7 protein-coding genes and 1 pseudogene are annotated in these 12,158 nt (G+C 68.3%); 3 read left to right on the plus strand and 5 right to left on the minus strand.

Features of this window, described 5'->3' with window-relative positions:
- Positions 1-3 precede the first annotated feature (3 nt).
- Both K3U93_RS02160 and K3U93_RS02165 read left to right on the plus strand, forming a co-directional pair.
- Positions 4-1,164: a metallophosphoesterase gene (locus tag K3U93_RS02160; protein WP_083010647.1), complete on the plus strand. Its 1,161-nt coding sequence runs from the start codon at positions 4-6 to the stop codon at positions 1,162-1,164.
- Positions 1,165-2,138: 974 nt separating this feature from the next.
- On the plus strand, positions 2,139-3,110 hold the full coding sequence (locus tag K3U93_RS02165) for a PPE family protein (protein WP_139796950.1): 972 nt from the start codon (positions 2,139-2,141) through the stop codon (positions 3,108-3,110).
- A 112-nt stretch (positions 3,111-3,222) separates the two neighbouring features.
- On the opposite strand, the gene K3U93_RS02170 is transcribed toward K3U93_RS02165, so the two are convergent.
- The 5 genes and pseudogenes from K3U93_RS02170 to K3U93_RS02190 form a co-directional block, all read right to left on the minus strand.
- Entirely contained in the window at positions 3,223-4,224 is a 1,002-nt protein-coding gene (locus K3U93_RS02170) for an ABC transporter substrate-binding protein (RefSeq protein ID WP_083010644.1), read from the minus strand.
- A 104-nt stretch (positions 4,225-4,328) separates the two neighbouring features.
- Positions 4,329-4,435 (minus strand): annotated as a pseudogene (locus tag K3U93_RS24670) (sulfonate ABC transporter ATP-binding protein); the annotation flags it as partial.
- A 323-nt stretch (positions 4,436-4,758) separates the two neighbouring features.
- Positions 4,759-6,198 carry a lipase maturation factor family protein gene (locus K3U93_RS02180; RefSeq protein ID WP_083010643.1) on the minus strand — a complete coding sequence of 480 codons (1,440 nt, stop codon included), beginning with the start codon at positions 6,196-6,198 and terminating at the stop codon, positions 4,759-4,761.
- Between the two features lie 63 nt (positions 6,199-6,261).
- Entirely contained in the window at positions 6,262-10,482 is a 4,221-nt protein-coding gene (locus K3U93_RS02185) for an alpha-(1->3)-arabinofuranosyltransferase (RefSeq protein ID WP_083010642.1), read from the minus strand.
- 106 nt (positions 10,483-10,588) lie between these two features.
- Positions 10,589-10,762 carry a DUF2613 domain-containing protein gene (locus K3U93_RS02190; protein ID WP_066947240.1) on the minus strand — a complete coding sequence of 58 codons (174 nt, stop codon included), beginning with the start codon at positions 10,760-10,762 and terminating at the stop codon, positions 10,589-10,591.
- 228 nt (positions 10,763-10,990) lie between these two features.
- Here K3U93_RS02190 and K3U93_RS02195 point away from each other — a divergent pair, with 228 nt between their 5' ends.
- Positions 10,991-12,142 carry a glycoside hydrolase family 3 N-terminal domain-containing protein gene (locus tag K3U93_RS02195; protein WP_083010641.1) on the plus strand — a complete coding sequence of 384 codons (1,152 nt, stop codon included), beginning with the start codon at positions 10,991-10,993 and terminating at the stop codon, positions 12,140-12,142.
- The last annotated feature ends 16 nt before the right edge of the window (positions 12,143-12,158 follow it).

The raw sequence follows: 12,158 nt of genomic DNA on the forward strand, positions 1-12,158 counted from the left end.
GCCATGCCTGACGGCCACCAAGCTCATCACTCGCCAGGACGCCCATTTCGGCTTTGGGCATTCGGTGACGCGCACGTCGGGACGGACAAGAGCCATGGCAGGCAGAGCCTGGCTGAGGCGATTACGCAATCGGAGTCCGGCGGATCTGAAGGCGGGCCTCCCTTCGAGTGGGACATCGCCATCGACGTCGGCGACATGTCCGGGGCGCACCACCACCTTCCCGACGACGCCGAGGGATCCGAACTTCGCCGCCAGTTCGCCAGCCTGCGCCGCCACCGGCGCGAAGACATCTACAGTGTCTGCGGCAACCACGACCGCAGCGGCCTGCACGAACCCGAGGCATGGTGGTGGCAGAAGTGGGTGGATCCACTGGGGCATCACACCGAGTTCTCCGGAGTCGACCCCAACGCGCGACCCTACCCAGTCCAGGGTGTGTGGGATCATTATTCGTTCCGGGTGGGCAACCTCTTGTTCCTCATGCTCAGCGACCGCAACGAACCCACCCAGACCGTGGGGCGCGGGACGCTCGGTGGCAACCCGGGCGGCGTCGTCACCGGGGAAGCCTTCCGCTGGTGGAAACACATGGTGCTGACCAACCCCGACTCGATCATCATCGTCGTCCACCACTACGTCCTCAAAGACACCACCGTGGCCTCCGGCGAATGGGAAGGCGTTCGCAGGGCGCCGGACGGCCAGTTGATAGAGCACTACCACCGCCCGTTCGAACTAGGCACCCCACAAGGTGCGTCGTACCTGTATTGGGTTGATAGCAAACCAGACTCCGGTGCGTTCGAGAACTTCCTCATCGAACATCCCGGCCGGGTTCACCTGTGGATCGCCGGGCACACGCACACCCACCCCGACGACGCCTACGGCGGCAAAGCGCATATTGAAAACCGCTGGGGAACATGGTTTCTCAACGTCGCATCATTGAGCCGCCACCATATGCCCATCACCACGCTACCGATAAGCAGACGGCTCACCTTCACTCCCGGCAGCGCTGAGGTGCGTGTCCAGTGCTACCTGCACACCAGCCAATATGCGCCCCAAGGCTGGTACCCCAACGCCGAGAGGACCGTCACACTGAACAAGGCCTTCACGGCTCCGCCGAATTATTCGTCTAAGCGGACAGACGATGCGTTGCCCGCACTCGAGCATCGATAAGGGTGGCGAGTACGGACGTTTGCCGATATCGCGTTGCAGGCCCAGCGGGCCTGCCGCCCCGTGCGCGACCGGCCCGCCCGGGCCGAAACCCACCTACCGCCGGCCGCCCCAGTTTCTTGCGATGACACCGCGGACGAACCTCGTTCGTGTTGTCGGCCGCACCCCCGGGTTGTACGGTTGTCACACTTTGGGTTTGTGGCGTGCCGGTGGAACTCGACGATGGCAGCTAGCCATCGCGATGGCCGCTGCGCTCGGTGTTTTCGTCGCCCTGATTATCGGCTCGTCGCTGCGTCCTCGTTATTCCGCGGCCATGGTACCCATGCCGGCGGCATGGTCGCATACGACCTCCGGCGTACGTTTAGATGCTCCACGCGTGCACTCTCATGCCGTAGCGTGGCTTAGCCGCGATCATGACCGTGACTCTTCGCCAGCGTCCTCATCGACGGTATACAACACGAATAAGAAGCCATTTCATAGCATGTGGTTGAAGCAAGACCGCCCATCGACCTGGGCGCGTCTATCACCACAAACTCTCTGGCTGCCGTTGCCGGCTTCATTTGCCTTCTCGCGGGCCGGCTTAGCGTCGCAGCCGATCGCTCACCAGGGCAGCGCCCTTCCGGGTGGCCGTGCCGACCACGATATTTTGACCGAGCTTTGCGTCGCTCGTCGCTGACGGGTTAGCGCGCGGCGCCACTGGAATCTCAGCGCCAGCTTCCGATTCCAGTTGCCGGCGCGCCGCGTGTGTAAAAAAGCTCACGACGATTCGAAATCACCTTTCCCTATGCAACACGTACGGCAATCAGGCATTAATCAGGCATTGCTCTGGGCTGTCGTCGGATCGCTCGACCACTACAGGGGGCCGCCAAGCGGTCTCGGCTCTGCATGCTTTGAAGGAAAGTCCATGACTTTAGCGATCACTCACAGTTCTGACCCGCAACTGGCACCAAGTGCCGCGGCCATGAAGTGAGACAGCAGTGCACTTCGGAGCGCTGTCACCGGAAATCAATTCCGGCCGAATGTATTCAGGTCCCGGCCCAGCCTCGATGAGCCTGGCTGCCCAGACCTGGGATGAAATGGCCGCGCGGCTATCTGACATCGCGGAGGCTTATAGTTCGGTGACCTCGACGCTGGTCGAGGCGCGGCAGGACCCTGCGGCGATCGCTGTTGACGAGGCGGCCGCATCTCACATCGGATGGCTCGAAGCTGTTGCAGTACAAGCCCAGCAGGCCGCGAGCCAGGCGAGAGCGGCCGTCGACGCCTTCGACTCCGCGCTGGCGGCGGTGGTGCCGCCGTCGATGATCATCGGCAACCGGGCACTGCGAATCTCATTGGCGACGACGAACTTCCTGGCCCAAAACAGCCCGGAAATCGCCGACACAGAAACCGACTATGACCGGATGTGGGCCCAGGACGCCGACGCCATGTATACCTATGCCGCAGCCGCGGAAGCCGCATCGACTATGACGCCATTCAGCTCTCCGCCCCTTGCGGCCCTGGGGCTGGAGCATCAAGGTGCCGGTGCCACGGAAGCCCCCGGCAGGTGGAGTCTGATGACGGCGCCGGAAATCGTATCGGCCGGCCGCCAGGTGATGCCTACGATCCCCGAAGCACTCAAGGCGCTTTCCCTGTCGCCAACGACGACGTTGGATGCGTGCCTTTCGGCGGTGACATCGACGCTGTCAAAACTGAGTTCACAATCTGCTCCGACGAATTTCGCGATAGGCCACCTGAATTCTCTCAACAAGGCATCGGCCTTGGACACGGCAACAGCGCGCCTGTCGCGTGGCGCTAAGCCCGCCTTGGCTGCGAGGTCAGGTCGCGCGGCTTCGATCGGGGCACTGTCGGTGCCGCCATCCTGGGAGACAGCCACGATCCCCGACCGAGTCACCCGCGAGCCATTGGGCGGGGACTATCTCGTCATCGACCCTTCCGACCTCATATGGTGACGCCGTCTCGTTGACGCACTCCGTGCCCTGCGCGCGATTCACTCCGCATAGAGCGCTACTCACTATCGCGGGCCGCGTGACTTCGTGACCAAGAGGCCAAATCCCTTGCGGGTCAGCGAGTTTCCGCGGTGTCGTTGAAGCGACGATCCACCCAGTCGCCGAAGTGCGGCGCGGACTGGATCTGGCCGGCGGCCGCCAACAGATCGGTGAGGCGCTGCTCGGCGTCCACCACGGTGTCGTCGAGCGGGATGGGCTGTCGCAAGGTGCGGCCCTGCGCGACGGCGGCGACGGCGGGGGCGATGCCGGCGGACTCGGCGTACTCAGCAGCCCACTCCTGCGGATGCTCGCGCGCCCAGACCGCGGCTCTGGCGTATCGCGTCAGCAGATTCCCCAGGGCCGTGTTGCGTTTGGCGTCGGCCAGCGTCTGATCGGAGGCGGACCCAAACGAGTACTTGTGCTTGCGTGCGACCAGGCCCCGCACCGGGAGCTGCTGTTCGGCCTGGGCGGTGTAGGGATCCCACACCGCCCAGGCGTCGACCTGACCATTACGAAATCCCGACAGGGCATCGGCTGGTTGCAGGAACACTAGGTGGACATCGGCTGGCTTGAGACCGGCCTTGTCCAGCTGATCAAGCACATTGGCGTGCGCTGAACTGCCCTTGGCCAGGGCGATGGTTTTGCCGCGCAGGTCGGTGACGGATTGTATTGGGGAATCGGCGTGTACCAGAATCTGGTCGCCGGGGCCGCCGCCGTCGTATGCGGACACCACCTTGATGCGGGCGTTGGCTGCCGCGGCGAAAATCGGTGGTGTGTCACCGGTGATTGCGAAATCGATCTTGTCCGCGGTGGCAGCCTCGATCATCGGCGGTCCGGATGTGAATTTGGAGAATTCGATCCGGTAGGGAAGGTCCTGAAGCTCGCCGGCGGCACGCAGCATGGCTTCGGTGCCGACGGCCTTTTGATCGCCGACCTTGAGTGTCAGATCGGCCAGCTGTGACAGCGGAACCGGGTTCGGTACCTGGCTGGGACCGGTGGCCTGTTGGCGGGAGACGCATGCCGGCACCAGCAGAGCGACGGCAGCCAGCAGTGCCGCGGTATGGCGTCGTGTCGACATTGAGCTCCTTAGACTCGGACACCGAGCGGGTTGAGTAGGTCGGTGCGGTACGGGGGTCGGCCGGCGGATGCCGGGATCGGTGATATGGATTTGGCGCACGGTGCTCCCGTTGTCGAGAACCAGCACCCCGGTCGGCCAGCACGACCACTTCGTCGACGTCATGGGCGACCAGCAGCACACCGAAGCCGTGCATGCTGTGGAGATCGAACAGCGGCGCAGACTGGGAAGCAACGTTATGGCAGACCAGTTGAGCTAACAATGGTTTGAATTGCGGTGAACGGAACCGTCCACTTCGAGCTGTTTTGCGTTACGCCCTGGCCAATATGATGTGCGACGCAGTGACTGAATGCTCGGCGCGCGGCCGAGCCCGCTCTCCCGTGGTGACGAGATTGACCTGTAGCGCAGATCGGTGTCGCGCAACGGCACAATGGCGCCGGCCGCCCTGGTTGTAGTTTGGTCTGCTGATGGACCGGAGTGGAAACACGGCGCCGCCGCGACGGACCGTCGATCGTGCTCGTGGGCCCGAAACACTGCTCAATTGGCGTTGGTCGCCGTCGACAGTGCCATGGGCGGGACGTAACGACCGATCAGCGTTCGATGCCACCACGCGCGATCGCGGCGCAGCTCGGCCGCCGTGGTGAAGCGGTACTGGTAGAGCTGTGCCCGAACATGCCGCGGCGGTGAATCCGGAAAGGGATTGTGCCGCAACAGGCGAAGCGTCGGCGCATCGTTGCGCAGCAGCCGCTGCAGCAGCGGGACCAGCCAGGGCTGGGCGTAGCCCCGCGAGATGGCCGCGAACCACATCAGCCAGTCCAGGCGCAGGTGGTAGGGCGCCCATTGGCGGGGTAGCCGGCGCACGGCACCGGGCTTGCCCTTGAATTCGTATTCCTTCCAGACGGTGTGCTGGGTGAGCCTCTCCTCCTCGGTGCCCTCGATCACCACCTCTCGCCGGACGCGCCCGATGCTGCCGAAGGCCCCGTAGGTGTTCACCAAGTGAAAGGGGTTGAACGACATATTCATTCGCTGATGTGAGGACACCATGTTGCGCACCGGCCAGTAGCTCAGGAACAGCACCGCGCCGGTGAACGCGGTCACCAACACGACAAACCACGGCGGTGCCGACGGCGCCGCATGCGAGGGCACGGGAAGCAGCGTTCCCGCAGCCGAGTCGTCGATGGCGCTGAACGCCAGGATGATCGTCACCCAGTTGAGCCAGGCGAAGTTCCCCGACGCCACCAGCCACAGCTGGGTAACCACGACGATCCCTCCGGCCACGCTGGCCACCGGCTGCGGCGCGAACAACCCGAACGGCACGACGAGCTGGGCGAAATGGTTGCCCGCCACCTCGATCCGGTGCAGCGGCTTGGGCAGGTGATGGAAGAACCAGCTCAACGGTCCCGGCATCGGCTGCGTCTCGTGGTGGTAGTACAGGCAGGTCAGGTTGCGCCAGCACGGGTCGCCGCGCATCTTGATCAGCCCGGCCCCGAACTCGACCCGGAACAACAGCAGCCGCGCCATCCACAACGTCAGGACCGGCGGCGCCACCCGGTCGTTGCCGAGGAAGACCATCAAGAACCCGGTCTCCAGCAGTAGCGACTCCCAGCCGAACCCGTACCAGACCTGCCCAACATTGACGATCGACAGGTACAGCACCCACAGCGCCAGCCACATCAGCATCGCGGCCCACAGCGGCGCCAGGTCAGCCACGCCGGCGACAATGGCCGCCGACACCGCCGCACCGAGCCACGAGACGCCCGCGAAAAGCGGATCGGAATAGCGGAGATGAAAGAGGCTCGGCGTTCTCCAGAACGACTGCCCGGCCAAAAACCGTGGCACAGGCAGGATTCCGCGCTCGCCGATCAAAGCCCGGAACTGAAGCGCGGCCGCGACGAACGCGATCAGGTAGATGGCCGCGACGCCGCGTTCCAGCACCAGCCTGCCCAGCCAGTATTCGGGTGCCGTAAACCATCCCATGGCGGTAACTCCTCGGACGGTAACCGTTCCACCAATCCGCGCATCCAGTCAACCAGTAGCCAACTAGTCGTCGTGCGCCCGGGGCGCCCGGCCAGGCATGCTAACTGCCGAAGCGGCCAGTACGGCGAGCGAAATCAGCGCCAGCAGTTGAACATTCGCGGAATGCCCGGCGTATCCGTCGACCGAGCGCCAGGGATGCCGGGACAGCACCGCCCCGGCCAGAATCAGCCCGCCCGCGCTGAGCGCGACGGTCACGGCGTCGGAGTGGCGGTGGCGCAGCGCGCGCCGCAGACCAAAAGCGGCACCGACCGCGGCGAGCCCCGCCGCACCCGCGATGACCGCCCCGGCCGCCAGCACCGCGACCGCGGCCCAGGGCCCCGGCGTCCATGGTTGCGCGGGCGCGTCATCGCCGGGCCTGCGCCGGGTGCGCCACAGCGCCGGCCAGAAAGCCAGCAGCGCCAGCAGCGGCAGCAACGCCAGCCCCACCGCCAGGCCCGCCCGATACAGCGAGTTGGAGGCGAAGGTCAGCGTGATGGTGCCGGGGTCGCCCGCCGGCACCACCCAGCCCTGCTGCCACCCGTTGACGGCGACCGGGGTCAGCCGGGCCCCGCTGCCGGTGCGCGCCACCCAGCCGGGGTTGATGCTTTCGGGGATGACCAGCACCCGGGAGGTGGCCGACGGGGGCGCCCGCACCTCGCGGTGCGCCGGGCCCCACGCCCCGGTGTCCACGGAAATCGTTGTGACGCTGGGTAATTCGGCTGCGCTCGTCATCGACAGCCGGGCCCCGTCGACGACGAACGCCGCACCGGGGCTGATCAACAGCTCCTGCTGGCCCGCCGGCAGCGCGATCGGGTCGCGTTCGCAGGGCACCGCCGCGATCGGATCGCCGTCCAGCAGCGCGCCCACCGTCGTCCTGATCGAGGTGTGCACGAACCGGCCCGCGACCGCGATGACGGGGCCCCGGGGATCACCGTCGCAGCCGACGGTGATCGCGCGGGACCGGTTGCGGGCGGCGTCGGCGGGCGCGATCGGGCTGCCGTCGGCGCCGAGCACCGCGACCTCGGCCAGCCCCGGCGGCTTGAGCTGGTCGAAGCCCAGGGCGTTGCGGTCGATGACGTCTTCCCAGTCGAGCAGGCTGACGCTGACGGTGTCGGTCACCCGGGGTTTCAGCGACAGGGTTTGCGGCCGGCCCGCTTTCAGCTCCCGGACCTGCGGGCCGTCGCCCAGGTTGACGGCCACCACCGTGGGGTGCGCGGGCAGCGCCGACCGGCTGGGGACCAGGCGCAGCCCGGCGACCTCGGTGGGCCGCGGCAGGGTGACGGTCAGCGTCGGCGGGGTCTTGTGTTGCACCACTCGCTGCGGCGCCGTCCAGGCGGTGGCCGGGTCGCCGTCGGTGGCCGCATAGGCCGAGCCGAGGATGTCCACCGGGTCCGAATCACCTTGGGCCCGAGTGGTATTCGGTTCGGCGATCAGGTCGGCGAGCTTGGGTCCCTGCCGTGGCCGCACCCACACCGTGGGGGTCACCGACACCGGGGCGGGCACGGTGAGGGTGCGGCTGAAATTGACGGGCTCCTCCGGCGCCAGCGCCATCGACGCGGCGCAGCGGACGCCGTCGGGCGCCGGGGCGCAGCCCGGCCTGCCGAGCAGTTCGGATCCCAGGTCCCAGCCGTTGATCGCCGAGCCCGACGGCGGCCCGGGCACCCGCACGGTGTGCCGCAGGTCGACCGGGTGGGCGAATCCGGACGCGTCGTATTGGGTGATGGACAGGTCGGTGATGCCGAACTGCACGCCGGCCGACCCGTCGTCGGTGGCGGCCGCGGTGATCCGCACCCACGGGGTCTCGCCGTAGGGCAGCGCCGCGGCGAGCGGCTTGCCGGGCTCGTCGAACCGCAGCGTGGTGCTGCCGTTGGGGGTCTCGATCAGGATGCGGCGGACCTGGGCGCCGACGGCGGTCGCGCTGGGGGTGAGGGTGATGGCGGCGTTGGTCACCGGGTGGTCGAAGTCCACCCGCAGCCACTGCCCGACGGCGGCCTGCAGCGCGTTGGACACCCACGCGGTCGTGGGGTCGCCGTCGATCGCGGCGGCGGGGGAGGTCGCCGGGGCGACGTCGGGCATCGCGGTGGAGTCCGACGACGAGCTCGACACGGTGATCCGGCCGCCGGTCCAGGCGCCGTAAACCGTGGCGGCGCCCGGGACCGGATAGTCGGGCACCCGGTTATAGGTGTGCCGGGCGTCGCCGGGGGCCCGGATCGCCGACGAATGCTCGTCCACCCGGCCATAGTCGGTCTCGCGTGCCATCGGGGTGTCGGTGACGGTCACCAGGGGGGTCGGCAGACCGGCGGCGCGGGCGGCCGCAAAATCCGGGGCCATCAGCACCGGGCCCAGCGGCGGCTGGCCGAGCAGCCGCCGCCGCTCGTCGAGCCGCAGCAGCGCCTCGGGTCCGCCGTCGACCCGGGCCAGCCCGTCGGCATCGACGAAATAGGGCGCGCCGGGATTACCGTCCAGGGCGACCCGGTAGATCTCGACCGCGGGGTAGCGTGGGCGCAGCCCACTGTCGGCGACGAAGCCCGCCACCGTGCCGGGCCCCACCGGCGCGCCGAACTGCGCCACCCTCTGCAGCCGCGGCGACCCCTCGATCGCGCGGTGTACCAGGATGGGCCGCGCCGAGCGCGACGTATCGGGATCCAGGTCGTTGCGCAGCACTACATACGAAATGCCTTGTCGGGCAAGGGTATCGGCCAGGCCGACCGAGGGGCGCCCGGCGGCGAACAGGCGTTGCACCGAATCCAGCGCCCGGATGGTCTGCGGCGGGGTCAGCGGGATGGAGTCGCGCACCCCCCACGGGCCGCTGCCGAGCACCTGCAGCGGCTCGTCGTGGCTGGTGCCCCACACCTGGGTGGCGAACGGCGCGCCGGGAATCACCAGCACGCGGCCGGGCGCCGGCGAGCCTACATTGTGTTCGCTGAGCCAGGCGGCGGCGTCGCGCCAGTACTGCGGTATCGCCCTGAACGTGCCCGGCGGGGTGAGCCGGCCGGTCCACGCCAAAGACGTGCCGACCAGCAACGCCGTCAGGACCACGATCGTCACCGCGACCCGCTTGTCGCGTTCCGGGTGGGCGAACGCGCGCAGCCACACCGGCGCCGGCACGCTGCCCGGTAGCGGTATCCGGCCCAGCAGTTGCGCGATGCCCAGCGCGACGGGGATCCGGATCACCGACTCCAGCTTGTGCACGTTGCGCAGGGGTGCGCCGGCGGCGTCCAGGAACGCTTGGACCTGGTGGGCGAAAGGCGACCCCAGCCCGCCGCCGTAGCCGGCGGCCATCAACACCACGCCGATCAACAGCATCGTCACCAGCCGTCCCCGTGCCGGCATCCGCGGGCCGGCCAGCCCGGCCAGCCCGGCCGCCGCGACCAGGCAGGTGCCCAGGATCGCCGCCGATCCGGTCACCAGTGGTGCGCCCGCGGTGGCGGTCGGCGCCACGAACGGGGTCCAGCTGTCGGTGCCACGCAGCATCTCGGTCAGCGACGACCATTGCGTCGTCACGCCGGAGGATTCGATGAAGTCCAGGAACGGGGGACTGACGTGGCGCAGGCAAGCCAGCGCCACCACCCACCACGCCATAGCCAGGGACAGGGCCAACAGCCACCACGCGGTGTAGCGCCACCACAACCGGTTCGGCCGGTGACACGCCAACCAGATCACCGCGGGCAGGCAACCGGCCAGCGTCGCGATGGCGTTGACCGCGCCCATCAACGCGACGGCCAGGCCGGACTGCGCGGCCAGCGCCCGCACGGACCGGTCGGAGGCCCCGCGCAACGCCAGGATCGTGGGCAGCAACACCCATGGCGCCAGCATCATCGGCAGGGTTTCCGACGAGATCGACCCGAGCGTGGTCAGCACCCGCGGCGACAGCGCGAACGCCGTCGCGGCGATCACGCGAGACGCCGGGCTGCCGATCCCCAGCGCCTCGGCGACCCGCAGCAGCCCCCAAAAACCCGCGCCGAGCAGCAGCGCCCACCACAGTCGCTGGGTCATCCATCCGGGCACCCCCAGCAGGTGGCCGGCTAGGAAGAAGGTGCCGTGCGGAAACAGGTAGCCGTAGGCCTGATTCTGCGCCTGGCCGAAAGGCAGGTCGCTGTTCCACAGGTTGGTCGCGCGGGCCAGGAAGCGCAGCGGGTTGGCGGTGAGGTCGAGTTTGGTGTCGGGGGAGACCTGGCCCGGGGATTGCGCGAACGTCAACACCAGCGCAATCGCGCCGACCAACGGCAACCACCGGCGTGACAGCGGCGCGGCCGGCGGGCACTGGGGCGGCGCACCGGCCCGCGTCCGCGCCGCTGAATCCGACGGCGGCGACCCGCTTCGCCCGGCTTCGCCGCGCTTGCGATCGCCGCTAGCTACGGTTGCCGTACTCGACCCGGTTGAGCACTGACGACTGCGGATCGCCCCCGGGGAGTGGCGGCTTCGTGTCCTGTTGCACCATCAAGGTGACCCCGAAAATCGCGGCCGCGCCCAGCAAGAGACCAACCACCACGCTCGCGGCGGCGGGCGCAATGATCCGATTCATCGATGGCTCCTCGGGCTTTGCGGTCGTGACCTTCAACCTAGCGTCAACCTAGCAGAAGAGCCGTTGAGCCCCTGGAACGCGAGTCACCGCCGGGGCCGCGGTTCGGGCGGCAGCTGGTTCAGGCAACCCTGCTTGCCGCCGCACGGCAGGCAGCGCCCGTGAAATGCCCAGATCGGTTTCGCGGGGTTGGTGGGCTGCGCGAAATGCCCGTCATGACACCATGTCCCGATGGCCTTTTCACGCACCTTCGCCGCGCTCGCCGCAGCGTCGGCGCTGGTGGCGGGCTGCGGCCACCACGCCGCGCGGCCCCCGGGCGCCGCTCAGCAGTCCACGCCCACGGTCAGCAAGCCGCCGCCGGTTTGCGCCGACCCGACGGCCGTCCCGGCCGCGTTGTCGACCCGCGACAAGCTGGCCCAGCTGCTGATGGTGGGGGTCAAGAACGCCGCCGACGCCCGGGCCGTCGTCGACCGCTACCACGTCGGCGGCATCTTCATCGGGAGCTGGACCGACCTGTCGATTTTCCAGGGCCCGTTGACCAATATCGCGGGCGGCGTGGGACCACTACCGCTGGCGGTCAGCGTCGACGAAGAAGGCGGCCGGGTTTCGCGGTTGAAGTCGCTGATCGGGACGGGGCCGTCGCCTCGGCAGCTGGCACAGACGCAAACCGTCCAGCAGGTCCACGACCTGGCGGCCGACCGCGGCAAAAAAATGCGCGACCTAGGCATCACCATCGACTTCGCCCCGGTGGTCGACGTCACCGACGCCCCGGACGACAGCGTGATCGGGGACCGCTCGTTCGGCTCGAATCCCGATACGGTCACCGCCTACGCCGGGGCCTACGCGCAGGGTCTGCGGGACGCAGGGCTGCTGCCGGTGCTCAAGCATTTCCCCGGTCACGGGCACGGCTCCGGTGACTCGCACACCGGTGGCGTGGTCACGCCGCCGCTGAGCGACCTGCAAAACGTTGACCTGGTGCCGTACCGGACGCTGGTGACCGCGGCCCCCGTCGCGGTGATGGTCGGCCACCTGGAGGTTCCCGGGCTCACCGGCGACGAGCCGGCCAGCCTGAGCCGGGCCGCGGTGCAGCTGCTGCGCACCGGCACCGGCTACGGCGCCCCGCCCTTCAACGGCCCGGTGTTCAGCGACGACCTGTCCAGCATGGCCGCGATCTCCGACCGCTACGGCGTCGCGGAGGCGGTGCTGCGCACCCTGCAGGCCGGCACCGACGTCGCGCTTTGGGTCACCACCGACGAGGTGCCCGCGGTCCTGGACAGGCTCGAAAAGGCTTTGGCCGCAGGCGATTTAACGATGCCGACCGTCGACGCCTCGGTGGTGCGGGTGGCGACTATGAAGGGCCCCAACCGGGCGTGTGGACACTAGCCCGCCACGCCGTCGT

Source organism: Mycobacterium malmoense (genome assembly GCF_019645855.1).
Classification (GTDB): Bacteria; Actinomycetota; Actinomycetes; order Mycobacteriales; family Mycobacteriaceae; genus Mycobacterium; species Mycobacterium malmoense.

Excerpts from the sequence above, each read along its gene's own strand:
- K3U93_RS02160 (WP_083010647.1), top strand. The coding sequence starts at position 4 with ATGCCTGACGGCCACCAAGCTCATCACTCGCCAGGACGCCCATTTCGG.
- K3U93_RS02170 (WP_083010644.1), bottom strand. The coding sequence starts at position 4,224 with ATGTCGACACGACGCCATACCGCGGCACTGCTGGCTGCCGTCGCTCTG.
- K3U93_RS02180 (WP_083010643.1), bottom strand. The coding sequence starts at position 6,198 with ATGGGATGGTTTACGGCACCCGAATACTGGCTGGGCAGGCTGGTGCTG.
- K3U93_RS02190 (WP_066947240.1), bottom strand. The coding sequence starts at position 10,762 with ATGAATCGGATCATTGCGCCCGCCGCCGCGAGCGTGGTGGTTGGTCTC.
- K3U93_RS02195 (WP_083010641.1), top strand. The coding sequence starts at position 10,991 with ATGGCCTTTTCACGCACCTTCGCCGCGCTCGCCGCAGCGTCGGCGCTG.